Source organism: Allopontixanthobacter confluentis, assembly GCF_009827615.1.
GTDB lineage: Bacteria > Pseudomonadota > Alphaproteobacteria > Sphingomonadales > Sphingomonadaceae > Allopontixanthobacter > Allopontixanthobacter confluentis.
This window is the reverse complement of record NZ_WTYU01000002.1, coordinates 773,944-797,593: the sequence shown is the minus strand read 5'-3', so window position 1 is coordinate 797,593 and position 23,650 is coordinate 773,944. Positions and strand designations below refer to the sequence as shown.

At 59.1% G+C, this 23,650-nt stretch carries 26 protein-coding genes; 9 read left to right on the top strand and 17 right to left on the bottom strand.

Translation table 11 applies throughout. The features are described from left to right. Positions 1-72: 72 nt before the first annotated feature. Positions 73-990, bottom strand: a complete 918-nt coding sequence (locus tag GRI44_RS12095; RefSeq protein WP_160602008.1) for a sulfotransferase domain-containing protein — start codon at positions 988-990, stop codon at positions 73-75. A gap of 118 nt (positions 991-1,108) precedes the next feature. Here GRI44_RS12095 and GRI44_RS12090 point away from each other — a divergent pair, with 118 nt between their 5' ends. Next, complete coding sequence (locus tag GRI44_RS12090) at positions 1,109-1,666, top strand: thermonuclease family protein (RefSeq protein ID WP_232843129.1); 558 nt, start codon at positions 1,109-1,111, stop codon at positions 1,664-1,666. Between the two features lie 28 nt (positions 1,667-1,694). Here the strand turns inward: GRI44_RS12090 and GRI44_RS12085 are convergent, their stop codons facing one another. The 6 genes from GRI44_RS12085 to GRI44_RS12060 all read right to left on the bottom strand — a co-directional run bounded on the left by GRI44_RS12085 (position 1,695) and on the right by GRI44_RS12060 (position 4,594). Next, positions 1,695-1,874: a hypothetical protein gene (locus tag GRI44_RS12085; RefSeq protein ID WP_160602007.1), complete on the bottom strand. Its 180-nt coding sequence runs from the start codon at positions 1,872-1,874 to the stop codon at positions 1,695-1,697. 24 nt (positions 1,875-1,898) lie between these two features. Further along, entirely contained in the window at positions 1,899-2,213 is a 315-nt protein-coding gene (locus GRI44_RS12080) for a DUF1294 domain-containing protein (protein ID WP_408609207.1), read from the bottom strand. A 78-nt stretch (positions 2,214-2,291) separates the two neighbouring features. Continuing rightward, positions 2,292-2,711 (bottom strand): hypothetical protein, encoded by a 420-nt coding sequence (locus GRI44_RS12075; protein WP_160602006.1) that lies wholly within the window; start codon positions 2,709-2,711, stop codon positions 2,292-2,294. Next, positions 2,704-3,015, bottom strand: coding sequence for a helix-turn-helix domain-containing protein (locus GRI44_RS12070; protein WP_160602005.1), 312 nt, complete (start codon positions 3,013-3,015; stop codon positions 2,704-2,706). Before GRI44_RS12070 ends, GRI44_RS12075 begins: the two co-directional genes overlap by 8 nt. Before the next feature lie 67 nt (positions 3,016-3,082). Continuing rightward, the gene (locus tag GRI44_RS12065; RefSeq protein ID WP_160602004.1) at positions 3,083-3,493 is read right to left on the bottom strand and encodes a hypothetical protein; all 411 of its coding nucleotides are present in this window, start codon (positions 3,491-3,493) and stop codon (positions 3,083-3,085) included. Between the two features lie 33 nt (positions 3,494-3,526). Beyond that, complete coding sequence (locus GRI44_RS12060; RefSeq protein ID WP_160602003.1) at positions 3,527-4,594, bottom strand: ribonucleotide-diphosphate reductase subunit beta; 1,068 nt, start codon at positions 4,592-4,594, stop codon at positions 3,527-3,529. Between the two features lie 229 nt (positions 4,595-4,823). Here GRI44_RS12060 and GRI44_RS12055 point away from each other — a divergent pair, with 229 nt between their 5' ends. After that, positions 4,824-5,072 carry a hypothetical protein gene (locus tag GRI44_RS12055; protein ID WP_160602002.1) on the top strand — a complete coding sequence of 83 codons (249 nt, stop codon included), beginning with the start codon at positions 4,824-4,826 and terminating at the stop codon, positions 5,070-5,072. Positions 5,073-5,148: 76 nt separating this feature from the next. On the opposite strand, the gene GRI44_RS12050 is transcribed toward GRI44_RS12055, so the two are convergent. Next, complete coding sequence (locus GRI44_RS12050; RefSeq protein WP_160602001.1) at positions 5,149-5,538, bottom strand: PepSY domain-containing protein; 390 nt, start codon at positions 5,536-5,538, stop codon at positions 5,149-5,151. A 241-nt stretch (positions 5,539-5,779) separates the two neighbouring features. Beyond that, the gene (locus GRI44_RS12045) at positions 5,780-7,861 is read right to left on the bottom strand and encodes a ribonucleoside-diphosphate reductase subunit alpha (protein WP_160602000.1); all 2,082 of its coding nucleotides are present in this window, start codon (positions 7,859-7,861) and stop codon (positions 5,780-5,782) included. A gap of 669 nt (positions 7,862-8,530) precedes the next feature. Here GRI44_RS12045 and GRI44_RS12040 point away from each other — a divergent pair. After that, positions 8,531-8,773 carry a GlsB/YeaQ/YmgE family stress response membrane protein gene (locus GRI44_RS12040; RefSeq protein ID WP_160601999.1) on the top strand — a complete coding sequence of 81 codons (243 nt, stop codon included), beginning with the start codon at positions 8,531-8,533 and terminating at the stop codon, positions 8,771-8,773. A 134-nt stretch (positions 8,774-8,907) separates the two neighbouring features. On the opposite strand, the gene GRI44_RS12035 is transcribed toward GRI44_RS12040, so the two are convergent. The 4 genes from GRI44_RS12035 to GRI44_RS12020 form a co-directional block, all read right to left on the bottom strand. Beyond that, complete coding sequence (locus GRI44_RS12035; RefSeq protein WP_160601998.1) at positions 8,908-9,417, bottom strand: protein-tyrosine phosphatase family protein; 510 nt, start codon at positions 9,415-9,417, stop codon at positions 8,908-8,910. A 373-nt stretch (positions 9,418-9,790) separates the two neighbouring features. Beyond that, entirely contained in the window at positions 9,791-10,678 is an 888-nt protein-coding gene (locus GRI44_RS12030) for an alpha/beta fold hydrolase (RefSeq protein ID WP_160601997.1), read from the bottom strand. Positions 10,679-10,699: 21 nt separating this feature from the next. Beyond that, the gene (gene nadB, locus GRI44_RS12025) at positions 10,700-12,298 is read right to left on the bottom strand and encodes an L-aspartate oxidase (RefSeq protein WP_160601996.1); all 1,599 of its coding nucleotides are present in this window, start codon (positions 12,296-12,298) and stop codon (positions 10,700-10,702) included. A gap of 138 nt (positions 12,299-12,436) precedes the next feature. Continuing rightward, positions 12,437-13,390 (bottom strand): ABC transporter ATP-binding protein, encoded by a 954-nt coding sequence (locus GRI44_RS12020; protein WP_160601995.1) that lies wholly within the window; start codon positions 13,388-13,390, stop codon positions 12,437-12,439. Positions 13,391-13,513: 123 nt separating this feature from the next. Between GRI44_RS12020 and GRI44_RS12015 the strand changes: the two genes are divergently transcribed. From GRI44_RS12015 to GRI44_RS11990, 6 genes are all read left to right on the top strand, one after another. Then, positions 13,514-14,149 (top strand): DUF4402 domain-containing protein, encoded by a 636-nt coding sequence (locus tag GRI44_RS12015; RefSeq protein ID WP_160601994.1) that lies wholly within the window; start codon positions 13,514-13,516, stop codon positions 14,147-14,149. A 63-nt stretch (positions 14,150-14,212) separates the two neighbouring features. Continuing rightward, entirely contained in the window at positions 14,213-14,464 is a 252-nt protein-coding gene (locus tag GRI44_RS12010) for a zinc-finger domain-containing protein (protein WP_160601993.1), read from the top strand. Positions 14,465-14,619: 155 nt separating this feature from the next. Continuing rightward, positions 14,620-15,225, top strand: a complete 606-nt coding sequence (locus tag GRI44_RS12005) for a DUF4402 domain-containing protein (protein WP_160601992.1) — start codon at positions 14,620-14,622, stop codon at positions 15,223-15,225. A 45-nt stretch (positions 15,226-15,270) separates the two neighbouring features. Then, complete coding sequence (tldD, locus tag GRI44_RS12000) at positions 15,271-16,710, top strand: metalloprotease TldD (protein ID WP_160601991.1); 1,440 nt, start codon at positions 15,271-15,273, stop codon at positions 16,708-16,710. A gap of 86 nt (positions 16,711-16,796) precedes the next feature. Then, positions 16,797-17,291: a hypothetical protein gene (locus tag GRI44_RS11995; protein ID WP_160601990.1), complete on the top strand. Its 495-nt coding sequence runs from the start codon at positions 16,797-16,799 to the stop codon at positions 17,289-17,291. A 21-nt stretch (positions 17,292-17,312) separates the two neighbouring features. Further along, positions 17,313-17,729 (top strand): hypothetical protein, encoded by a 417-nt coding sequence (locus tag GRI44_RS11990; protein WP_332872412.1) that lies wholly within the window; start codon positions 17,313-17,315, stop codon positions 17,727-17,729. Between the two features lie 48 nt (positions 17,730-17,777). Here the strand turns inward: GRI44_RS11990 and GRI44_RS11985 are convergent, their stop codons facing one another. The 4 genes from GRI44_RS11985 to GRI44_RS11970 all read right to left on the bottom strand — a co-directional run bounded on the left by GRI44_RS11985 (position 17,778) and on the right by GRI44_RS11970 (position 23,590). Next, positions 17,778-18,440 (bottom strand): endonuclease III domain-containing protein, encoded by a 663-nt coding sequence (locus GRI44_RS11985; RefSeq protein WP_160601989.1) that lies wholly within the window; start codon positions 18,438-18,440, stop codon positions 17,778-17,780. Between the two features lie 48 nt (positions 18,441-18,488). Next, on the bottom strand, positions 18,489-20,093 hold the full coding sequence (gene guaA / locus GRI44_RS11980) for a glutamine-hydrolyzing GMP synthase (RefSeq protein ID WP_160602387.1): 1,605 nt from the start codon (positions 20,091-20,093) through the stop codon (positions 18,489-18,491). A gap of 489 nt (positions 20,094-20,582) precedes the next feature. Next, positions 20,583-22,130, bottom strand: a complete 1,548-nt coding sequence (locus GRI44_RS11975; protein WP_408609201.1) for a class I adenylate-forming enzyme family protein — start codon at positions 22,128-22,130, stop codon at positions 20,583-20,585. Then, entirely contained in the window at positions 22,127-23,590 is a 1,464-nt protein-coding gene (locus GRI44_RS11970) for a M20/M25/M40 family metallo-hydrolase (RefSeq protein WP_232843127.1), read from the bottom strand. Before GRI44_RS11970 ends, GRI44_RS11975 begins: the two co-directional genes overlap by 4 nt. Positions 23,591-23,650 lie beyond the last annotated feature (60 nt).

The window sequence follows — 23,650 nt, the reverse complement described above, 5'->3', positions numbered from 1 at the left end:
TCCTTAGCGTGTTGTGGCGCGTTATGCGGCGCGTTTAGCGGCTCATGCGGGTAGTGGAAAGCGCATAGCACGCTAGATTTCCAGCTCTGCTGCGAGCGAGGCGAAATCGGCATGCCCGGTCACAAGGGCAATGTCCTTTTCCCACATGGCGGTGATGTGCTGCGTCACGCTGGCTGGGGTGGCGGTTTTTTCGCGGGCGCTGCCATCTGCGCGGAAGCTGACCTTGGCAGTCTGGCTGCCTGCGGGCAGTCCGCCATGCGTTTCGCTGCGGATGCGCTGCAACGCATCGTCAAACCGGTCTGCGTGCTGCGCCATGTAGGCACGGCTGGTGCGATGTTCCACCAGGCCCAGCAGCGCATCATCCAGCGCAATATCGCAAAATTGCGCCATGGCACGGATGGCGGCGGGCTTGTGCGCCACGATGCCGTCATAGCTCATCAGCAATGTGTCCGCCTCTGCCCGCCGCGCCCACCAACTGAGCAGATGGGCGGAATAATTGCGCTGGTTGGGCCCGCCATTTTCCCAGCCGGGCAGGAATTCTTCCGGCGTGATGGTGCCGGGTTCGAAAAACCACCCTTCCATGAAATGGTAGAACGACATGAACGCCGCCACCGGGTCGCGCAGGGCGACGATGTAGCGCAGGCCAGGCGGCAGATCGGGATAGGCCAGATGGCTCTTGAACCCGCGCGGCATGGCCCGCTGGGGCGCATTCAGATCGAGGCCGAGGCCCACGCTTTCCTCGATCCACGGGACCACGCGGCTGATATCGTCAAATTCCATGTCGCCGCCGGCAGCGCCGGTGCGCAGCTGGTGGAACATCTGCTGCAACAGGGTGGTGCCGCATTTGGCAAAGGGGGTGATGATGACATCGCCTGCCTGCGGGACGTAAGCGCTGAACTGCGCCAGTTCATCCGCATCAGGGGCCATGGCGGCCAGCGCGGCGGTGAACTCTGCCAGTGTGCGGGCGCGGCGGGGCATTCTCTCGGGCATGGCGCAAATGTTACAGTGCCGCAGCATTGTGGCAAGGGTGCCGAAAAAAGCAGCTTTCAAACAACCGCTTGGCGCACATCCGGCTGGCGCTTTGCTGCCGCGCTGGTAAGCAGCGCCGATGGGACGAAACCGCGCAAATCACAAGACATCACGCCGCACATCGGGCGGCTGGGGCAAGGCTGCATGGCAGGTCATGCCCTTTGTGCTGATGGTGGCGCTGGTGTCGGGATGGATCATTTACGACATGTGGCGCAGCGCGGCCGAAACCGCGCCCCCCTCGTCCATCACCAGCGCCAGCCCGCAGGATACGCAAAGCGCGCAATTCGGCGCGTGTTCGGGGCCGGTGCGCGTCACTTGCGTGGTGGATGGGGACACGTTCTGGTATCGCGGCGACAAGATCCGCATTGCCGATATCGACACGCCGGAAACCGGCAGCCCGGCCTGCGCGCGCGAAGCGGAATTGGGCCGCCGCGCGACGCAGCGGTTGCAGGCGCTGCTCAATCAGGGGCCATTTACCCTCGCCCCCAATCCCGATGGGCGGGACATGGACCGGTATGGCCGCAAACTGCGCAACGTGACACGCGGCGGGCAGAGCCTGGGCGCGATATTGGTGGCAGAGGGCCTGTCGGATGTGTGGCCCAGTTCCATCGACTGGTGCCAGCAGGCCGGGGTTTAGACCCGCCAATACTGGAACAGGCAGGCGCTTATTGCGGGTCCAGCGCCCATGGATTAGCGTCCTTCGCGGCGCTATCGGCAGCGGCCTGTCTGGCGCCGGCTTTGTCAGGGGATGGCACGCTGCAATAGGCGGTCATCAGCACCACGGCTGACCACCACACCGCTTTCCAGCGGCTGGCGAAAACGGTGTTAAGACGCGGACCGAACATGGCCGCATCATGCGGGCGAGGCGGTTAACCCTGATGGAGATAAAACCAGCCCGCCACCATGCCAAGCCCCATCACCTGCACCACCGCGACCACATAAAGGCGGGTGAAAAATGGTTGCTTGCGCGTCTTGTGCCGGAACAGATGCCGCCCCGCAAACGCCCCGAAAATCCCGCCCAAAAAGGCCAACTGCAACAAAGTCGCTTCCGATATCCGCCGCACCGACCCCCTTGGCCCCGCTTCCGCCAGCATCTTGTCGATGCCAAACGCCGCAAAGGCGATGAAGTTCATCGCGATCAGGAATGTGGCGATATTGGCGTGGGTGAGGAAGTGCATTTGCATGACCACAAGCATTAGTGGGGGGAGGGGGAATATTAATCGAAAAACCCTTATGCTTTAACTCATTGCTGGATAGCCATCCTATTTATCAGGCTGAATGGTCGTACCGGCGGTCAAATAAGTCTCCCAAGTGTTCGATTCAATTTTCAATGTCGCTTTGAGAGAATTCCCCTGTTCAAATTCTATGTTTTCAATGGGCAAAGTCGAAACGGCTACCCACTGAAATTGGCCTTCATCAAACTCATTTCGCTCAAATTCGGCGTCGAAGGAGTCTAGAGTTTCGGCGCCACTTGCTGAGATTTTTTCTAAAATTAGTTCTGCGAGGAATTTGTCTTTGCTACAGTCTGACCTGAAAAGGGTAGCTAAGACGATCTTGGAAAGATTTGCAGGATACTCAGTGGGATGGAAAACGGGAGACATCATGCCCAGGAACATTGGCGCGCCGTTTGCTTCCCACCTCACATCCTCACAAAATAGGGAATATGCTTCTATTTCAGGCATCAAGCGCCTCCATTAACTCGTCGAAGGTCACTTGAAGCTCGTCTTTTATTCTGCGCAAACTATCATAACCCGGCTTTTCAGTGCCGCGCTCCCAAGAAGATAGACGCGGTTGCGAAGTGCCAATTGCCTTTGCCAACTCCGCTTGGCTCAACCCACGCTTAAGCCGCAATGCGGCCAATCCGATGACCTTCCGCCTATCAACAAGCAAGCGCCTAGCTTCCTGAAGCATTTCCACATCAGGCGCTTGGTCGACTTTTGCCAAAAATGACTCAAGAGTCGAAAAACCTTGAGGCAATCCATCCAAATGTTTGAAATCTTTGCGGCGGAATCGAAAGGTTGGCGACGACGAAGTCCTAGTCCGGCCAACTACGTTAACCCAACGGTTTGAAGCCGAGGCTTTCATAACTTTTCTTAATCCTATCCATTAGTGGCCTATCGGCCTGATAGTTTTGCGCGCGATGCATTACAGCCAAAACCGCAACTTCGCGACTTTGCCGATCGCCCGCGGTCAGCACTCTCCATCTCCCAACATTGACAAGCTTGAGACGATAAACGTTGAGCCGTCGATCCTGCAGATGCCACAATGGCTCAACATTTTCGATCTCTTCACTTTCAAAGCGCTCGTCAATTAGCTCTTCTGGAGGAAATGTCCCCGCTGCATATTCTTGGAGCAGAGCGATGATTTGAGCATGCGCCCAAGAATCCTCTTGTCGAACACGGGCTAAATCCACCCCCACCTGTTGGTCCACGATCAGCCGAAATCGGCGTTCTATCTCGCTCATATACTGATACCGGTATAAAGCACAAGCGCAGAATTACTCCGCCGCCACGCTTCCACCAGCATCATCGCCAAACAGGCCCGGGCCGTCGTCGGCGACTACGTCATTGGCCTGGTCGCCTTTTTTGGCGGACTGGCGTTTGTCGAAGCTGCTCCATACGTCCTGCCAGTTGCCCTTGGTCGCGCCCTTGGAATATTCAGTCGCGCGGGTTTCGAAGAAGTTGGCGTGTTCCACACCGTTGATCAGCGGGGCGAGCCAGGGCAGCGGGTGGTCTTCCACCATGTAGATGGCCGGCAGGCCCAGCTGGCTGAGGCGCCAATCCGCGATGTAGCGGATGTAATGCTTGATTTCCTTCGCCGTCATCCCCGGCACAGGGCCCTGTTCAAACGCCAGATCGATGAAATTGTCTTCCAGGCGAACGGTTTTCTGGCAGGCATCCATGATGTCTTCCTTCACCGCTTTCGTCAGGCAGTCCCGCTCCGCGCAGAATGCGTGGAACAGGCGCGTGATGCCTTCGCAATGCAGCGATTCGTCGCGGATGGACCAGCTGACGATCTGCCCCATGCCCTTCATCTTGTTGAAGCGCGGAAAATTCATCAGCATGGCGAAGCTGGCGAACAACTGCAGCCCTTCGGTAAAGCCGCCGAACATGGCCAGCGTGCGGGCAATATCCTCGTCAGTGTCGACGCCGAATTCCTGCAGATAATCGTGCTTCGCCTTCATCTCCTCATATTCGAGGAACATGCCATATTCGCTTTCCGGCATGCCGATGGTGTCGAGCAGGTGGGAATAGGCGGCGATATGCACCGTTTCCATGTTGGAAAAGGCGGCCAGCATCATCTTCACTTCGGTCGGTTTGAACACGCGGCCATATTTTTCGTGGTAGCAATCCTGCACTTCCACGTCGGCCTGGGTGAAGAAACGGAAGATCTGCGTCAGCAGGTTCCGCTCATGGTCGGACAGGTTCTGCGCCCAGTCGCGGCAATCTTCGCCCAGGGGCACTTCTTCGGGCATCCAGTGGATTTGCTGCTGCCGTTTCCAGAAGTCGTAAGCCCACGGATATTCGAAGGGCTTGTAGGTCTTGCGGGCTTCGGTCAACGACATCTAGTGTCTCCATCGGAATTCAGTGTGGCGTTATACATAGGGAATCATGGCCTGAAAGCGAAGGCAAGAGTTTATGATTCGGCGTGGATAAAGGGGTATATTTTTATTTGTGACCCCCTTGCCATGGTCGGGCGGACCATGCCTGCCGGAACACTTGCCCGCTGCCGCCCGTTAACAGGGCAAGGGGCCGGCGCAATATGCGGGCGGCCAGCAGCAAAGGAACCGGACCATGGCACAAGACCAGACCAACGAACCGCAGGCAATCAGGAACAAGGTTGGCGCAGCGCGGCCTGAATATGACCAGTATGAAGTCAACCAGGCCCAGAATGTGAATGACGATACTTCGCCCCAACCGGCGAAACTGGAAGATGCGGGCAACCCGATTGCCGCTGATCCCGATATGGGCAGCCAACCGGGTTACGGCAATGCCCGCACCAAGGATGGCGAGAGCGAGAAAGACGCCGCCAAGGAAGGCTGACCGCCACGCATTCTGCGAGCCGAAAGCAATCTGAAAGGCGCCTGCCCGTCACATGGGGCAGGCGCCTTTCCTGTGTTTATTTCCAGAACATTCCGCCATTCAGCTTCTTCGACCGGCGGTTCGACCACATGCGGATATACATCCACAGGCCGGACAGGCTGAAAAATGCCAGCGCCAGCCCTGACAGGATAGAAATGATCACGCCCGGCAGGCCAAATTCCTCACCCGAATGGAGGTGGTGGAAGAAACCCTTGAGCGAAGCGAAGCCGGTGGTCGCCTCGGGCGGGCGGCAGCGCCAGCCTTTCGGGCAAACGAAAGCGGCAGGCGGCGCGGGCGCAAGCTGTTCAGCCGTGGTTGGCTCTGCGGAAGGCCACAAATCCGCCGCCTGGCTCAACAGGCCGGTGGCCGCGATCCAGAAAAGAAAGACGCCGAAAAAGACCGACAGCCAGCGATGCCATTTACGCATGAATACCTCAAAATCTGCAATGGCGCCGCGATAACCATGATGGCCCGGCGCGCAAGCAACAGATTGTCGCGCCTTGTATTATTCAGTGCGGCACACCCCGGCCATCGGGCGAATGAATTTGGCGATACTGCGCGAGGATCGAGGCGGCCCATGCAAAGGCAGCCCATGAAAAAGGCCGCGCCAGAAAGCGAATATGCTTTCTGGCGCGGCCTGTTTTTAAACCCGGAACAGCGGTGTCAGATCACTGGCAGCTCAGGCATTCTTCGTAATCGGTCTGCTGCGCGCCTGCCATCAGTTCGATCTTGGCGAGGTCAGCAGTGTTGTCCGCTTCCACACCGCCTGCAAAGCCGGCGCGCTGGACTGACTTGGAACGCAGGTAATAGAGCGATTTGATGCCCTTTTCCCATGCCTGGAAATGCAGCATCGCCAGATCCCATTTGTCGACATCGGCCGGAATGAAAAGGTTGAGGCTCTGCGCCTGATCGATAAATGGCGCGCGGTCAGCGGCATATTCGAGCAGGTAGCGCTGGTCGATTTCGAAGCTGGTCTTGAAGATCGCCTTTTCTTCCGCGCTGAGGAAATCGAGGTGCTGGACCGAACCGCCCTTTTCAAGGATCGTGTTCCACACATTGGTGGAATCCTTGCTCTTTTCCGCCAGCATTTTCTGCAGATAGGGGTTCTTGACCACGAAGCTGCCCGACAATGTCTTGTGGGTGTAGATATTGGCCGGGATCGGTTCGATGCAAGCGCTGGTGCCGCCGCAGATGATTGAAATGGAGGCCGTTGGCGCGATTGCCATCTTGCAGCTGAACCGTTCCATCACGCCCATATCCTCAGCATCCGGGCATGGCCCGCGTTCATGCGCCAGCAGCATGGAGGCTTCTTCTGCCTTGCCGCTGATGTGCTTGAACATCTTCAGGTTCCAGACCTTGGCCATGCTGCCTTCCAGCGGCAGGTTCTTCATCTGGAGGAAGGAATGGAAGCCCATCACACCCAGGCCAACCGACCGTTCGCGCGAGGCGGAATAGCGGGCGCGGTCCATTTCCGGCGGGGCGCGGTCGATATAGTCCTGCAGGACATTGTCGAGCATCCGCATCACGTCTTCGATGAACACCTTATCGCCGTTCCACTCATCCCATTTTTCCAGGTTGAGCGAGGACAGGCAGCACACAGCCGTGCGGTCATTGCCAAGGTGGTCAATGCCGGTCGGCAGGGTGATTTCCGAACACAGGTTGGAGGTGGAAACCTTCAGCCCCAGATCGCGGTGATGCTTGGGCATCATGCGGTTCACCGTGTCGGAGAACACGATGTAAGGCTCGCCTGTGGCAAGGCGGGTTTCGACCAGTTTCTGGAACAGCGAACGCGCATCCACCTGCCCGCGCACTTCGCCGGTCTTGGGGGATTTGAGGTCGAATTTCTCGCCCGCACGCACTGCTTCCATGAAATCGTCGGTCAACAGCACGCCGTGGTGCAGGTTCAACGCCTTGCGGTTGAAATCGCCCGACGGTTTGCGGATTTCGAGGAATTCCTCGATCTCGGGGTGCGACACATCGAGATAGCAGGCAGCCGAACCGCGCCGCAAAGACCCTTGGGAAATGGCCAGCGTCAGACTGTCCATCACGCGCACGAAGGGAATGATGCCGCTGGTCTTGCCGTTCAGGCCGACCGGCTCGCCAATGCCGCGCACATTGCCCCAATAGGTGCCGATGCCGCCGCCCTTGGATGCGAGCCACACGTTTTCGTTCCACGTATTGACGATGCCTTCGAGGCTGTCTGACACAGAATTGAGATAGCAGGAAATGGGCAAGCCCCGGCTGGTGCCGCCATTGGACAGAACCGGCGTTGCAGGCATGAACCACAGGCGCGAGATATAGTCATACAGACGCTGCGCGTGGTCCTGATCATCCGCATAGGCATCCGCCACGCGGGCAAACAGGTCCTGAAAATTTTCACCGGGAAGCAGATAGCGGTCAATCAGCGTATCCTTGCCGAAATCCGTCAGCAGGGCATCGCGGCTGTTATCGGTGACCACGGTGAAGCGGCGATCGCGGACCTTTTTCGTGTCAGCCTTGTCAGCCGCGGCGCCGGCAGAGCTTTGCGAGATGGCGTCTGCCACCTGCGTCAATGCGCCCGCCATCACTTCTGCGGCTTTTTCTGCCACCAGCTCGTCTGTACCTTTGTCCATCGTTTCCATATCTACCGCGCGCTTTTCTGTAAGTGTGGCGTCATTGGTGGTGGATGGCGCCTGTGACGCTGTATCGACCGTGTCGTTCATATCCAGATCGAGCCCCATGGCTGCATCATCCCCACTTTTAAAATCCATTATATCGCCCTGCTCTAAATCCATGGCCCCAAAACCTGCGGCCTTTAAATTGCGGCCCCAAATCTTTTGGCCCAAATCTTTTGGCCCAAATCTTTTGGCCAGCCCCCTGGCCCATAGTGCGTCGGCAGTTTTGCCGGGCGCATGATGTTCTACTTCCGTTCGATTCGGCAGGTTGCTGCCTACCCTAGCGATTTTGCAGCACGAGCGGGCAAAAACTTATCCCCGCGATACCCACAAGTGCCACTTGCGCCTGACTTGAAAACCCCGATCACCAAACCGAATCCACCCATCACCGCGTAGAAGGCGCAGTCAGTGTGGCAACAAGGTCTAGTAGGTGCCCCCAGGTCACGAACCACTAGATAGTGAATCACACGGCGGTTTGACGCAAGGGGTTAAATCGAATTTAACCGCGTCATGCGGGGCATGGCGGTACTGTGTTATGCGGGTGCAACGGTGCGACGCGCGGGGAATCCTCGACTGGCGTGTTGCGCAAGTCCAAAAATGAATTCGTGAAAAAATAATTCATGGGATAAGCGGCCTGAACAGGGTTTGGATCAATCGAATCGGCCGCTGAAATTTTTGTTCGCCATTTGGGGCGCGGCAATTACACTGACGGAATTATTCCTGGCCGCCGCCACTGTCGGCGCGCCTGCAATCTCTGGAGATTTCATGATCAATATTCTGGGTGCCATTCTTTCCGGCCTGCTGGTGGGCGCATTGGCGCGGTGGTTCTACCCCGGTGATGTGGAAATGAACTGGCTGACGACGATTGCACTGGGGATCGGCGGTTCACTGCTGGCCGGCGCTATTGCCAATCGGGGGCGGACAGGGTTTCACCGGGCAGGCTGCCTAGCGTCCATCATTGGCGGCATGGCGCTGATTTTGCTGGGCCGCCTGATAGGCCTTGGCTGACACGTCCTGAGATTAAGGCATGGCCAAAGATCAGGGCATGGACAGAGATCGGGGCATAGGCTGAAAACCCGGTGGCACTGCCGCCACACCGCCCGCAGTGCGGTATGGCAGCAGTGCCGGGGGCTCACCGGAAGTTACTTGCGGTGGGCGGGGGGTTTGCCAAGATTGAAAGCGAAATAGGTCGGCTTGCCTTTCGTGGCGGCGATCCGGGCCTGTTCGGACCGGGCCAGTTCTTCGGAAAGCGCCTCATACTCCCACATATCATCGGCCATGATCATATTCGCGAGGTATTTCTGATCCTCGGAAATACCGCGTGGCAAGGGATGCAGCGAACGAATTTTCCTGACCGCATTGCGTGCCAGTCGATTCACATCATGATCATCATCCCTGCGATAATAGGCGATGTTGGTGGGTTTGCCGTCAGGTCCGCATTCAAACGATATCTGGACGATGCCGGTGCCGGTCAACTGCAATGACCGAAGACTGCTGCGGTTCAGTGCCTGATCAAGATCATGCGACATATCCTCGACAAAACGGTCCATGGACCGTCCCGAAGTCACGACGATGTCGTCTTCCTGAGCCAGTAAACCGATAGGCGTAAATGCAACCGAAGTTGCGAATGCTACAATAAGTATATTTTTCATCAGATCATCCTTTTTATTCAAATGGATGATCGGCCACAAATTAAAATCGCTAAAGCGACCAAAGTTTTCATAACGCTTATAGCGTGATACGACGATTTTAAATGGTCGATCAGTTGAGTAGCGTCTGCGGACCGCTTTCTCGACTGCTCAGAAAAATACTCTTTTTAGTTAATTTGTCAAATTATGCATTTTGTCAAAACTACACTTCCGCTTTTGCCAATTCTTAGTGCGCCTTAGCGCGCATTGCCATTCACAGCCTTTGATAAGGATGGAGGGCAGAACGCCAGAAACAGGCGGTTCCGGCGGCGCGAATCGGCCAGCGAGTCGGTGCTGGACGAAAGGTGCTCAAGAATGGGGTGCCAGATATTGCCGCCTAACAGGCAGAGACGGCGTGGCGGGCAATCACATCTGCCATCTGGTCCACCAGTTCGACAGGCAGATCGTGCCCCATGCCGGGGAAGGTCGTGATTGTCGCGCCTTCAATATGTGCGGCGGTGTCATGCCCGCCTTCCACTTTCACCAGCGGATCAGCCTCGCCATGCACCACCAGCGTGGGGGCTTTGACATGGGCAAGCCGCTGGCGCCGGTCACCATCGGCAATGATGGCCGCCATCTGCCGCGCCATACCTTCGGGGTAGAAGCTGCGCTGGAAATTGCTGTCGATATGCTGGTGCAGCCGTTCGACCGGTGCGGGATATTGGGGGCTGCCAATCGCGCGGGCAATACGCACGCCGTGGGCGCGGATGGCTTCCATATCGGTTGATTTGGGTCGGGTTGTCAGTGCCTGGATCGCTTCATTGTCTGCCTGCGGCAGCTTGCGGTGGCCAGTGGTGGACATGATGGACGTGAGCGATAGCACCCGGTTCGGATATTCTGCCGCAATCAGCTGGCTGATCATCCCGCCCATGGATGCGCCAACGACATGCGCTCTGTCTATGCCAAGCGCATCCAGCAGGCCCACAGCATCCGCCGCCATGTCTGACAAGCGGTAGGGAACCTTGGGTTTGATGCCCATTCGCGCCTTGATCATGGTCCATGGGATGGACGGATTGCCGGCCTGGTCAAACTTGGTCGAAAGGCCGATGTCGCGGTTGTCATAACGAATGACGTGAAACCCGCGTTCCACCAGCGCATCCACCAGTTCCATGGGCCAATAGGTCAGCTGCGCGCCCAGCCCCATCACCAGAAGCATGGGCGGATTGGCCTTGTCGCCATAGGCTTCATATTCGATGGTAATGTTATTGGCGGCGATCTGCGTCATGATAATGTCTCCCGCGTATATTTATGGCACCAGCACGGTATCACGCGCAATCGGGTCTGTTTCCGGATAGTCGAGCGTATAATGCAGGCCGCGGCTTTCGTGGCGCGAAAGCGCGCTGTTCACGATCAATTCGGCAGATTGCAGCAGGTTTCTGAGTTCAATCAGGTCAGTTGTCACGCGGAAATGGCCGTAATAATCGGCCACTTCCTCGTTCAGCAGGCGGATGCGGTGCTTGGCCCGCTCCAGCCGCTTGGTGGTGCGGACAATGCCGACGTAATTCCACATGAAGCGGCGGATTTCGGTCCAGTTCTGCTTGATGACCACTTCTTCATCGGAATCGGTCACGCGGCTTTCATCCCATGCGCGCACGGGCGGCGGCGCGCCGAAACTGTCCCACCGTTCCAGAATATCCGCTGCCGCCGCTTCGCCGAACACGAAACATTCCAGCAGCGAATTGGAAGCCAGCCGGTTGGCACCATGCAACCCACTTTCGGTGCATTCACCGGCCGCATAAAGGCCGGGCAGGTCGGTCCGTCCGGCAAGATCGATCAGCACGCCCCCGCAGGTATAATGCTGCGCCGGCACCACCGGGATCGGCCCCTTGGTCATGTCGATGCCCAGCCCCAGCAGCTTTTCATGGATGGTCGGGAAATGATCTTTCACAAAATCCGCTGGCTGGTGGCTGATGTCCAGATGCACATAATCGAGGCCGTAGCGCTTGATCTGATCATCAATGGCGCGAGCAACCACGTCACGCGGGGCCAGTTCCATCCGTTCAGGGTCGTAATCCGCCATGAACCGGTGGCCTGTTTCCGGATGCAGCAGATGGCCGCCCTCGCCGCGCACAGCTTCTGTGATGAGGAAGTTTTTCACTTCCAGATTGTAGAGGCAGGTGGGGTGAAACTGCATCATTTCCATGTTGGAAACGCGCGCGCCTGCCCGCCATGCCATGGCAATGCCATCACCCGTGGCGCCGCGCGGCGCGGTGGAAAACAGGTAGCAGCGCCCCGCCCCGCCTGCCGCCATGATGGTGGCGCGGGCAGTATAGGCTTCGACCTTGCCGGTTTCCTCGTTCAGCGCATAGGCGCCCCAGACACGGCCAGATCCGGAATAGCGTTCCTCATGCTTGCCGGTGATAAGATCAACGCAGGTGCGCCCCGGCAGCATGGTGATATTGGGATTGGCATCGGCCGCTTTCAGCAAGGCTTCCTGCACGGCCCAGCCAGTCGCATCATTCACATGGACGATGCGGCGGTGCGAATGGCCCCCTTCGCGGGTGAGGTGAAGGTCACCTTCTTCGGAATTGAACGGAACGCCCAGTTCCACCAGTCGCTGGATGGAATGGGGCGCACGTTCGATGACATATTCCACTGTTTCGCGCCGGTTGAGGCCCGCGCCCGCAATCATCGTATCGCGGATGTGATTGTCAAAAGTATCGCCCGCATCCAGCACAGCGGCAATTCCGCCCTGCGCCCATGCCGTGCTGCCACCGGTGAGCGAACCCTTGGCCAGCACCAGCACTTTTCTGGTTTCGGCCAGCGCCAGCGCGGCAGTAAGGCCCGCCGCACCTGAACCGATGATCAATACATCATGTGTTTGCGTCGCCAAGATACTCTCCATTCGCTTGCCAGCATTTGGCCATTCGCTTGCCAGCATCTGGCCATTCGCTGTCCAGCAGCGGGCCGCGATCATCTGTCTGTAACGCGCTATAGGAAAAAGCGGTCCCCCGACAAGCTGCGCTGGATGGCCAGCCTTGCGTCAGGCCACCTGCGCTGCGGTGCTGGTCAGCGATACGAAGACATCTTCCAGATCAGCCTCGCGCGTGGTCACATCTTCCACGACCAGGCCCTGTTGCTGGAGAATGGCCAGAACCTGTCCGGCATTCAGCCGGTCCTTGTTATAAGTCACTTCCACGGCCCGCGGCCCTGAAATTTCCGCCTTGATGAAGGCTTCGTGGGACGGCGGCACGGTGAGGTCACTATCCACCGTCACGGCCACGATCTTTTCGCGCGCCATATCCACCAGTTCGCGGGTGGGCTTGTTGGCGATCAGTTCACCATGATTGATGATGGCGATCCGGTCGCACAATTGTTCGGCTTCTTCGAGATAATGGGTGGTCAAAACCACCGTCACGCCATCCTGATTGAGGTCTGTCACCAGTTCCCACAGCAATTTACGCAGTTCCACATCCACCCCGGCGGTCGGTTCATCCAGAATGAGGATGGGCGGGGAATGGACCATGGCCTTGGCAATCAGCAGCCGCCGCTTCATCCCGCCTGACAGGGTGCGTGCATAGGCATCGCGCTTGTCGGCCAGATGCACGGCTTTCAGCAGCGCCTCGGACCGGCGCAGACGTTTGGCAATGCCGTAATAGCCGCCCTGGTTTTCCAGCACTTCAAAAGGGGTGAAAAACGGGTCAAACACGATTTCCTGCGGCACAATCCCGATCGAGCGTTTGGCATTGCGGGTCTGTTCGTCAATATCGAAACCCCAGATTTCCGCGCTGCCGCTGGTCTTGGTAACCAGCCCGGCAAGGATGTTGATCAAGGTCGATTTGCCCGCGCCATTGGGGCCCAGCAACCCGAATATGCCGCCTTCGGGCACATCGAAGCTCACGCCTTTCAGCGCCAGCTTGCCTTCGCTGCCCTTTTCTCCGGAATAGCGTTTTACAAGATCGCGAATGGCAATGGCCGGTGATGCAGTGCTGTCCATAATGGCCACCTAGGGCGCACGCATATGGCTCGTAAAGCGGTTTCGGCCCATCGACTTCGTTACCGGGCTGTTAACCACAAGCCATCCGGCAGCGTTTACCACTTGGCTGCTAGGGAGGCCTTGATGAAACCGATGTTTTCTTTTTCCGGCATTTTCCATGACGCTCAATTACGCTCTGAAATGGGGCGGGCGGCATATGGGCGGGCGTTCCGGCATGGTGCCGGGCGCACAGGCCTGACGGGCCTGATGGCTGCTGGCGCAATGCTGCTGGTTGCAACCCCTGCCAGCGCGCAGGAAGCAGCGGATGTCCGGCTGGCTTTGCTGGGTGATCTGTCTATCCTGAAGACCAAGGACCTCGATTTTGGCATCATCATTGGCAAGACCGCTGGCACCATTGTAATGCCAGCAACCGCGGCGCCCACCTGCACTGCCACCGGCGGGCTGGTTCATGCCCAGAAATGCCAACCGGCAGAATTTCTCGGCAAGGGTGAAAGTGGCCGCATTGTGCGGATCAAAAAGCCGGTGTCGGACCGGATCGAACTGATCGGCCCGGGTTCCAACATGAATATTTCCGCCCTGACATTGAATGGCGCGCCCGAACTCACGCTGGTCAAGGCGACACCCGGTTATAGCCGCTTCCGTATTTCTTCAGCCAATGGGATTTTTACCTTCCGGCTTGCCGGCACTCTTAATGTGGGCGCCAATCAGGCCCCGGGCAAATACACCGGCACGTTCAACGTGGATATCAATTACGACTGAGCGCATGGCTGGCCGCATTCATCTGCTTGCGAATCCTTTGCCGAGAGCTTATCCGCCAACGCCATGAGCATCCCGCCACCAGAAACCATCCTCGTCGACCACGCCCGCGTCAGCTGTGACGGGGCCAGCAACATTCGTGGCGGCGCGTCTTTCACGCCAGCGGCGCTGGGCCATCCGCGCATTTACCTCGAAATAGACGAACATGGCTATGTGGATTGCGGCTATTGCGACCGGCGCTTTGTCCTTCGCGGCGGCCCGGCTGACGGCGCGGATCAGGCCAGCCTGCCCGACATTTCCGAAGGCGCGAGCATTTAAGGAACGCCCTGGCAGCGGCGCTGCCAGACTTTCGCTCCCCTGACACAGCAGCATTGGTAAGGCGGGGTTAACCGGTTTGGTTGACCGTATCTGGTTACCAGAAATTCGCCTCCGACGTGCATAAACAGCCTGCCTTCTGAAGGGAGCCGACTGCCGTGTGTGCCCAGACCATCCTTGACGCCTCGCGCTGCCAGACTGGCCGCGACCGGCATCATCCTGCCCTGCGTAACATTTTAAGCCGTGCTGCCATGCCCGCTGCCGCGTCTGCCCTGCTGCTGGCAACGCCTGCGGCGGCACAGGATGCCGGCGCAAATGCCAGCGCCGCCATCCTCAACGACATCCAGTTGCAGAATGTCCAGCCGTTGCAATTTGCACAGATTGTGCCGTCCGGCCTTGGCGGGTCTGTCACCATTAATGCCGCGACCGGCGCTGTCACCACCATTGGCCAGGTTGTGGCCATTGGCAGCAACCAGACACGCGCGCGTTTCAGCCTGAATGCGCCTGTCGGCACTGTCATGGTGCTTTCAGGTGACGCCGCCGTCACGCTGACCCGCAATGGCGGGACAGAAACCATGACCGCCAGCCTGATCCACCGTGGCGGCACCGGGCTGGTTTCGGCAATGGTATTCAATCTGCCCATCGGCCTGCGGGCAATTGCAGCAGAGCAGGACATTTATACAGGCGGCACGCTGACTGTGCCCGGCACGCAGGCCGTCGGCACGTATGAAGGCAGCTTCAATCTGACAATCGCCTATCTTTAAAGGGCCTGCTTTCTAATATCCGCCTGTATCCCTATATCAGGGCACATGACACAATTTGATCCGCGCGCATTGCTGTATCAGCAGGGCAAACTTACCCCGGACGAAGCCCGTAATCTGGCTGCCCGGACCTTGTCGGGCTGCGATGATGGCGAACTGTATCTGCAATATGGCGTGAGCGAGGCTTTCGCATTTGATGATGGCCGCTTGAAAACCGCTGATTATTCGCGCGATTCAGGTTTTGGCCTGCGCGGTGTGTCGGGCGAGATGACCGGCTTTGCCCATGCCAGTGACATCAGCGCGCAGGCCATTGCCCGCGCAGGCGAAACGCTGCAATTGCTTGACCCCGCAGTGGCCCAGCCTTCTGCGCCCCCGCAAAGAAGCAATCGCCGCCTTTACACAGATGCCAGCCCGCTGGACGGGATTGAATTTGCGCGCAAGGTTGCCTTGCTGGAAACCATCGACGCTGCTGCCCGCGCGCGTGATCCGCGCGTCTCGCAAGTCAGCGTGTCGCTATCTGCCAGCTGGAACGTGGTGGAAATCATCCGGGCGGACGGGTTTGTCGCGCAGGACATCCGGCCGCTGGTGCGCCTTAACATCGCCATTGTCGCAGAAGCCAATGGCAGGCGCGAACGCGGCAGTTTCGGCATGGGCGGGCGCTATCTATATGACCGGCTGTTTGACGCTGAACAGTGGAATCGCGGCATCGATATTGCAGTGGATCAGGCCATGGCCAATCTGGAAAGCGTGGATGCGCCTGCGGGCGAAATGACCGTTCTGCTCGGCCCCGGCTGGCCCGGTGTGCTGCTGCACGAGGCCATCGGCCACGGGCTGGAAGGGGATTTCAACCGCAAGGGCACCAGCGCATTTTCAGGCCGGATCGGCGAACGCGTGGCAGCGCCGGGCGTGACCGTGGTGGATGATGGCACGCTGGCGCTGGATGGCGGCAATGGCAGGCGCGGTTCCCTGTCGATTGACGATGAAGGCACGCCCACATCGCAAACCGTCCTGATCGAGGATGGCATTCTGAAAGCCTATATGCAGGACCGGCTGAATGCGCGGCTGATGGGCGTTCCCGCCACTGGCAATGGCCGCCGCGAAAGTTACCAGCACGCCCCCATGCCGCGCATGACCAACACTTTCATGCAGGCCGGTAATGACAATCCGGCAGAGCTTCTGTCGCGGGTGAAACAGGGCATATTTGCCAAGAGCTTCGGCGGCGGGCAAGTGGATATCGTAAGCGGCAAATTCGTATTTTCCTGCACCGAGGCATATCGCATCGAAAATGGCAAACTGGGCGCGCCGATAAAAGGCGCGACCCTGATTGGCGATGGGCCAAGCGTGCTGACCAAAGTGCGCGGCATTGGCGATGATCTGGAACTGGACGAAGGCGTGGGCGTGTGCGGCAAGGGCGGGCAAAGCCTGCCAGCCGGGGTGGGCCAGCCGACGTTGCTGGTGGACGGTCTGACCGTGGGCGGCACTGCATAATGGCTGACTGAACGATGCGCCATGCGCCTGCTTCAGGTCAGCTGTGGTTCAGTCTGCCGTGGTAAGATGCGCCAACAGGAGAACGGATGATGCGCCGCATTTCATATCTCGCAGCTGGCCTTGCCGCCCTGCTGATGGCGGTGCCAGCCGCCGCTTCCAGCCAGGATGCCAACCACGCTGCTGGCCACGCTACTGGCCACGCTGCCGACCACGCTGGCCATGAGGATGCGCCGCATGATCGCGGGCAGGCTGAATTGGCCAAGCTGCTGGAAGGGCGTGTGGCGGGCGAGCCGGTACGCTGCATCGGAACATCACAGCGGCAGAATATGCAGATCATCGACAGGACGGCGATGGTGTTCGGATCGGGCAGGACGATCTATGTCAACGCGCCCGATGGGGTGCAGTTTCTGGACCGGTTCGATGTGCCGATTTTCCGGATTTTCGGAAGCCAGCTGTGCCGGATGGACAGGGTGGAACTGCGCGACCGCGCTGCGGGCATTTCCGGCCCGCAATTGTTGATGTCCGACTTTATCCCTTACACTCTGGCGCCTGACACTCTGGCGCCCGACCGTGCCGACTGAGTTGGCAGAAGGAGCAAACTTGTGACCCGTTCACTACCTATTGCAGCTACTCTGGCATCGCTGTTCGCAGCCGCTGCCTTGCTGGCCGCGCCTTCTGCATCGGCCAGTGACAAGCGCCGCCTTTCGGGCGAGGAAAAGCTCGATAAAATGCTGGAAGGACGGGTGGCGGGCGCGCCGCGAAGCTGCATCACGGCCCACCCTGTGCGCAGCGTCAAAATTATCGATGGCACAGCGCTGGTCTATAAGAGCGGCAGCACCCTGTATGTGAATGTGCCGCTGCACCCGCAATCGCTGGACGACCGCGATGTGCTGGTCACGCAGCGCTTCGGCAGTTCGCTATGCCGGATGGATTATGTCACCACGATAGACCGAGTGGGCGGCGCCTATACGGGCAATATCTTTCTGGGGGACTTCGTGCCCTACACCAGACAGAGATAATGCCACAAACAGGTGTCTGGCGGGCCTTTTTACACCGCGGCCTGGCTCCTATTTTTCCAGATTTTCCAACCGCCACCGGCACAGATCGGACAGCGGGCAAACGGCGCATTGGGGCCGGCGCGCCTGGCAAATCTGCTTGCCGAACTGGATCAGCCAGAAATGCCCGTCATGCAGCGCCCAGTGGGGGGCGCGGCTTTCCAATTGCCGGGCCGTGCCTTCGGCGGTTCTCGCCGCTGTCAGGCCGATCCGGTTGCACACGCGGTGAACGTGCGTATCCACCGCAATCACATCAGCGCCAAAAGTGAAGGACATGACAATGTCCGCACATTTGCGCCCGATGCCCGGCAGTGACATCAGCCCTTCCCGGCTGCGCGGAACCACGCCTGCATGATTGGCCAGCAACGCTTCGCAGAACTGGCGGATATTGCGCGTTTTGACATTATACAGCCCTGCCGGCCTGATGGCCTGCGCAATCTGCGTGTCTGACAGGTCCAGCATGGCATTGGGCGTGGTCGCCAGCGCAAACAACGCCTGTGTCGCAGCCGCCGTATTCCGGTCGAGCGACTGGGCGGACAGCATGCAGGCAATGCACGCGCGGAAGGCATCGGGTTGCCCCTTGGGGCCCTTCGCGCCGCGAGTGCGGCCCGGCATCGCATCACGCAGGCGGCGAAACACCGTTTCCACCGCTTCGCTGTCGAGCAGTTCAGTCATTTCGCGAACGCAGCGGCAACCATCATTCGGCAGGTCAGCGTGCGCCGATTATTCCCATTCGATCGTGCCGGGCGGCTTGCTGGTGTAATCATACACCACGCGGTTCACGCCCCGCACTTCATTCACGATGCGCGTAGCAACCGATGCCAGAAACGCCCCGTCAAACGGATAGACATCGGCGGTCATCCCGTCAGTGCTGGTAACGGCGCGCAATCCGCACACGCTGTCATAGGTGCGGTGATCGCCCATCACGCCCACGGTCTTGACCGGCAGCAACACGGCAAATGCCTGCCAGATGGCATCATACAGCCCCGCATTGCGGATTTCTTCCAGATAAATGGCATCCGCCTTGCGCAGAATATCGCAGCGTTCCTTGTTCACTGCGCCCGGGATGCGAATGGCAAGGCCGGGGCCGGGGAACGGGTGGCGACCAACAAAGATTTCGGGCAGGCCGAGTTCGCGGCCCAGCACGCGCACTTCATCCTTGAACAATTCGCGCAATGGCTCGACCAGCTTCATGTTCATGCGTTCCGGCAGGCCGCCCACATTGTGGTGGCTCTTGATCGTCACGCTGGGTCCGCCGGTGAAGGACACGCTTTCGATCACATCGGGATAGAGCGTGCCTTGCGCCAGAAAATCTGCGCCGCCGATCTTGCGCGCTTCTTCCTCGAACACATTGATGAATTCACCGCCGATGAATTTGCGCTTCTTTTCCGGGTCCGTCACCCCGTCGAGGCCGGCCATGAACCGTTGTTCGGCATCCACCACCACCAGCGGAATATTGTAATGATCGCGGAACAGGGTTTCGACCTGCTCGCGTTCGTTCATCCGCAGCAGACCATGATCGACAAAGACGCAGGTCAATTGGTCGCCAATCGCCTCGTGGATGAGGACAGCAGCAACCGCGCTGTCCACCCCGCCCGACAGGCCGCAGATAACTTTGCCATCCCCCACCTGAGCGCGGATTTCCTCGATCTTGGTCTTGCGGAATTCCGCCATCGTCCAGTCGCCCGCCAGCCCGCAGACCTTGTGGACGAAGTTGGCCAGCAATTTGCCGCCGTCGGGCGTATGCACCACTTCAGGGTGAAACTGCGTGCCGTAATAGCGGCGCTTCTCATCCGCGATGACTGCAAATGGCGCGCCGTCGGATGTGGCGACAATGTCGAACCCATCGGCAAAGCGCGTAACCTTGTCGCCGTGGCTCATCCACACCTGGTGCCGCTCGCCCACTTTCCACAAACCGTCGAACAGGGCGCAATCCTTGCTCACCGTCAGGAAAGCGCGGCCAAATTCGCCGCCTTCGCCGGTTTCATGGCCGGGCCGCACTTCGCCGCCCAATTGCTGCGTCATTACCTGCTGGCCGTAACAGATGCCCAAAATCGGCAGGCCGCTGTCAAACAGGATCTGCGGCGCGCGTGGGCTGCCTTCATCAGGCACGCTGGCGGGCGATCCTGACAGGATAATGCCTTTGGGCCGCATCCTTTCGAATGCTTCTTCCGCCATCGTGTACGGCGCGATTTCGGAATAGACCCCTGCCTCGCGCACACGGCGCGCAATCAGTTGCGTCACCTGGCTGCCGAAATCGACAATGAGGATGGAATCAGCCTGAATTGTTTCAGAATGAGCGGAATCGGTGTGGGGTGCAGCGTTCATGGCCCGCAGCGTTAAGCGCGCAGGGCGCCCGCTGTCCAGCGCCGGTATCAACAGCGTGCAGGTGCGGCGAATGAATTGCACAGCGTGCAACACCAGCCGTGCGGCTGATCGACCCATTTACGGATATCCGCACGCCATCCGTTGCAAAAACTGCAACACATCCTGCAGTTTTCTCATTTGAATAACCAATGTTGTAACATTATTTCACAGTCCGAGCCGGTTCACAGATATCCTCTCCCATCGTGTTGGGCCGGCCTTAACTAAAGGGACCATGTCAGTGCATTGCGCTGCATGCCCTGTCCTTCCTTGCAGGTTGTCTTTTGACACAGCCTGGTAAGCAGCGCCCCGATCCCCTGACGATCGCGTGCTGCATTACCCTCAAGCGAAGGAAGAGAGGCGCGGCCACTTACCAATCCCCCCCCCCCTTTGGGGTGGCCGCGCCTCCACTTTTTTCCGCAATATCTGGTTCCGCAAGATCGGGTTGGCCCGTCACTCTGGCAGCTTTGTCGCCAGATCGCGCAATTCGGTTTTCAGCAATTTGCCAATATGGCTGCGCGGCATTTCGTCGATTGCGTGCAGTGCCGACAGACGCTGCGTTTTCCCCAGCCGTGCATTGACCGCTGCCATGATTTCCGCAGGCTGCGGCGCATCATGACTCAGCCGGACAAAGCCGAGCGGCGTTTCGCCCCAGGCATCCGACGGCACGCCGATGACGGCGGCTTCTTCCACGCCCGTTTCTTTCAGCAATTCGCCTTCCAGATCGACGGGGTAGATATTGAACCCGCCGGAAATGATCACATCCTTGGCGCGGCCCACCAGTTCGACAAAGCCCTCCTCATCGACCCGGCCAATATCGCCCATGCGCATCCACACGCTGCCATCATCAGGGTCGGTCCACAGCGCTTCTGCACTGGCATCTGGCCGGTTCTTGTATCCGGCCATCATGGCTGGCGAAATGCCGACCAGATTGCCCGATGCGCCCGGCGGCAATTCCACATCGTCTTCCCCCAGCACTTTCAGCGCATGGCCCGGTGCGGGGCGGCCAACGGTATGCAGCTTGTCCGGAAATTCATGCGCATAAAGGAGGCAGGTCACGCCGCCTTCGGTCATGCCGTAAATTTCAATCAGCCCGCCCGGCATCCGCCGCAGCACTTCTGTCTTGAGAGCAGCGGGGAACGGTGCCGAAGTGCAATATTTGAGGAACAGCGTCCGCAGGTCGAATTCATCGAACCGCGGTTCTTCCATCAGCCGCTTATATTGCACCGGCACCAGCATGGTGTGGGTCACGCCGTAGCGTTGGGCTGTCTCCAGCCAGCCGACAGCGTTGAATTTGCCCATGATGTTGACGCAGGCGCCCGCCAGCAAGGCAGGCAGGAATGCCACCATCGTGGTGTTTGAATAGAGCGGCGTGGATGTCAGCGCCTGCGAACTTGTTGCATAAACGGCATTGGCAGTGGCCGCGAACTGGAACCAGCGCATGCCGTGGCTGTGGACGATGCCCTTGGGCGTACCCGTGGTGCCGCTGGAATAGATGATGTTGAACGGATCGGACCGGACCGGCACGAATTCAGCGGCCTCGGTCCCTTCCGGTGCCATCCAGCCGTCCAGTTCCTCGTCATAGATTATCCGCTGGAGGCCGGGCATGAAATCATCACCCAGTTCAGTCAGCTTCGCCCGGTCGATGAACAGGTGGCTGGCACCGCTGTCCTGCGCCATGGCCGCCAGCTGCTGCGGGGTGGCACTGGTGGTCAGCGGGGCAGCGACCCCGCCTGCCCGCACCGCCGCGAGGAAGATGGTGGCATAGGATGTGTCCGACGTGCCGACGATGGCCACCGATTGCCCGCGTTGCAAACCCGTCTGCTGCATGCGCGCGGCCACACGTTCCACCCGGTCAGCCAAATCGCGCCAGCTGATCTCACCCTTGTCATCGCGCAGGGCAGGCGCATCGCCGCGCACAGCGCCCCACCCCCTGATTATTTCCGGGAAAGAGCCAAACGGTTCGGCCAGCGCTGCATCAAGGTCTTCGGTCGTCATCATTTCGTGTCCGCCAGATTGCGCACCAGTTCATACAGAAAATCGCGCCCGGTATAGAGCGAGGTCTTCTCGATCCGTTCGTTAAGACCGTGCGTGCCATTGCCATCCGGATTGCCCCACAGGCCCGGCACGCCGTAGGTCGGGATGCCGACAGAGCCTGTGTAAACCGCGTCTGTTGCACCCGTGGACATGGTGGGCAGCAGGGTCAGGCCGGGGAAATATTTGGCCACCAGCCTTTCCGATGCGGAAATGATGCGCGGGTCCAATGGCGGAACCTTGGCAATCGGCTTGTCGGCAATGCGCGGTGCGACACTGATCGAAGGATTGCCGATCACAGCTTCCAGCGCGGCTTTGGTTTCGGCAGTCGACCGGCCCGGGAACATCCGGCAATTGACATTGGCCGTCACGCGCTGGGGCAAGGCGTTCAGCGCATGGCCGCCATCCACCAGCGTGCCCACGCACGTTGTCCGCAGCATGGAATGGAGCGCCTTGTCCTGATTGACGATGGCTTCTGCCCCGGCATCATCCGGATTGGCAGCCAGCGCCATCATTGCTGCGCCCAATTCGCCGCCACGGGTCTTGCCCGCCTGGGCGAAAAACGCCCGCGTTGTATCGTTGAATTCCAGCGGGAATTGCGCTCCCTGCACCTTCAGCAGGGCTTCCGACATAGCATAGATGGCATTGTCCCGCACGGGCTGCGAACTGTGGCCGCCGGGGTTGGTGGCGGTAAAGGTGAAGTCCTGATAGGCTTTTTCGCCCACCTGAATGGTCTGCACCACCACCTTGCCGCCTTCCGACACGCCCATGCCATCGGTGCGGCCACCGCCGCCTTCATTGATGGCAAATTCGGCATCGATCAGGTCACGCTTGTTGGCGGCCAGCCATTCCGCGCCATTGAAGGCGCCACTGGTTTCTTCCCCGCAGGTCAGCGCCAGCTTGATCGTGCGTTGCCCATGGTGGCCTTCCTGCGCGAAGCGGACCAGAGTATCGGTAAAGATGGCTGCCTGCGCCTTGTCGTCTACCGTGCCGCGACCGTAATAATATCCGCCCTCGTCAATCAGCGTGAACGGATCGCGGACCCAGTCTTCACGATTGGCCTCGACCACGTCGATATGGGCCAGCAGCAGCATCGGTTTCAGCGTCTTGGATGTGCCGGGCCACACTGCCACCAGCCCGCCATCCCTCGGGTGTTCCGGCGTGGCAAACAGGGTCAGCTGATCATCGGTAAAACCAGCGGCTTTAAGCCGCGCCGCCATGCGTTCGGCAGCAAGGGTGCAGCTACCCTGCGACACGGTCGTATTGGTCTCGACCAGTTCCTTGTACAGCCCGAAAAACGTGCTCTGGTCAGGGCGCAATGTCTCGCCCTCGCCAGCAGCGAAAGCCGCCGGGCTGGTTATCAGCCCTGTGGCGATCAGCGCAGCGGCCATCAGCCCCGCAGTCATTCTTGCAGCCGTTTTACGCATCCACCCGTCCTCACCTGTTGTTGCCAATCCGTTTTTATAGGCCCGGTTTGACCATGAATT

What these genes read in the sequence shown, in the direction of transcription:
- GRI44_RS12060 (WP_160602003.1), bottom strand. Translation starts at nt 4,594, where the DNA reads ATGTCGTTGACCGAAGCCCGCAAGACCTACAAGCCCTTCGAATATCCG.
- GRI44_RS11975 (WP_408609201.1), bottom strand. Translation starts at nt 22,130, where the DNA reads ATGATGACGACCGAAGACCTTGATGCAGCGCTGGCCGAACCGTTTGGC.
- GRI44_RS12095 (WP_160602008.1), bottom strand. Translation starts at nt 990, where the DNA reads ATGCCCGAGAGAATGCCCCGCCGCGCCCGCACACTGGCAGAGTTCACC.
- GRI44_RS12055 (WP_160602002.1), top strand. Translation starts at nt 4,824, where the DNA reads ATGGCACAAGACCAGACCAACGAACCGCAGGCAATCAGGAACAAGGTT.
- GRI44_RS12050 (WP_160602001.1), bottom strand. Translation starts at nt 5,538, where the DNA reads ATGCGTAAATGGCATCGCTGGCTGTCGGTCTTTTTCGGCGTCTTTCTT.
- GRI44_RS12080 (WP_408609207.1), bottom strand. Translation starts at nt 2,213, where the DNA reads ATGCAAATGCACTTCCTCACCCACGCCAATATCGCCACATTCCTGATC.
- GRI44_RS12030 (WP_160601997.1), bottom strand. Translation starts at nt 10,678, where the DNA reads ATGACGCAGATCGCCGCCAATAACATTACCATCGAATATGAAGCCTAT.
- GRI44_RS12015 (WP_160601994.1), top strand. Translation starts at nt 13,514, where the DNA reads ATGAAACCGATGTTTTCTTTTTCCGGCATTTTCCATGACGCTCAATTA.
- GRI44_RS11970 (WP_232843127.1), bottom strand. Translation starts at nt 23,590, where the DNA reads ATGCGTAAAACGGCTGCAAGAATGACTGCGGGGCTGATGGCCGCTGCG.
- GRI44_RS12040 (WP_160601999.1), top strand. Translation starts at nt 8,531, where the DNA reads ATGATCAATATTCTGGGTGCCATTCTTTCCGGCCTGCTGGTGGGCGCA.
- GRI44_RS12045 (WP_160602000.1), bottom strand. Translation starts at nt 7,861, where the DNA reads ATGGATTTTAAAAGTGGGGATGATGCAGCCATGGGGCTCGATCTGGAT.
- GRI44_RS12075 (WP_160602006.1), bottom strand. Translation starts at nt 2,711, where the DNA reads ATGCCTGAAATAGAAGCATATTCCCTATTTTGTGAGGATGTGAGGTGG.
- nadB (WP_160601996.1), bottom strand. Translation starts at nt 12,298, where the DNA reads ATGGAGAGTATCTTGGCGACGCAAACACATGATGTATTGATCATCGGT.
- GRI44_RS12090 (WP_232843129.1), top strand. Translation starts at nt 1,109, where the DNA reads ATGGGACGAAACCGCGCAAATCACAAGACATCACGCCGCACATCGGGC.
- GRI44_RS12035 (WP_160601998.1), bottom strand. Translation starts at nt 9,417, where the DNA reads ATGAAAAATATACTTATTGTAGCATTCGCAACTTCGGTTGCATTTACG.
- GRI44_RS12065 (WP_160602004.1), bottom strand. Translation starts at nt 3,493, where the DNA reads ATGAGCGAGATAGAACGCCGATTTCGGCTGATCGTGGACCAACAGGTG.
- GRI44_RS12020 (WP_160601995.1), bottom strand. Translation starts at nt 13,390, where the DNA reads ATGGACAGCACTGCATCACCGGCCATTGCCATTCGCGATCTTGTAAAA.
- GRI44_RS11995 (WP_160601990.1), top strand. Translation starts at nt 16,797, where the DNA reads ATGATGCGCCGCATTTCATATCTCGCAGCTGGCCTTGCCGCCCTGCTG.
- tldD (WP_160601991.1), top strand. Translation starts at nt 15,271, where the DNA reads ATGACACAATTTGATCCGCGCGCATTGCTGTATCAGCAGGGCAAACTT.
- GRI44_RS11985 (WP_160601989.1), bottom strand. Translation starts at nt 18,440, where the DNA reads ATGACTGAACTGCTCGACAGCGAAGCGGTGGAAACGGTGTTTCGCCGC.
- GRI44_RS12085 (WP_160602007.1), bottom strand. Translation starts at nt 1,874, where the DNA reads ATGTTCGGTCCGCGTCTTAACACCGTTTTCGCCAGCCGCTGGAAAGCG.
- guaA (WP_160602387.1), bottom strand. Translation starts at nt 20,093, where the DNA reads ATGAACGCTGCACCCCACACCGATTCCGCTCATTCTGAAACAATTCAG.
- GRI44_RS12010 (WP_160601993.1), top strand. Translation starts at nt 14,213, where the DNA reads ATGAGCATCCCGCCACCAGAAACCATCCTCGTCGACCACGCCCGCGTC.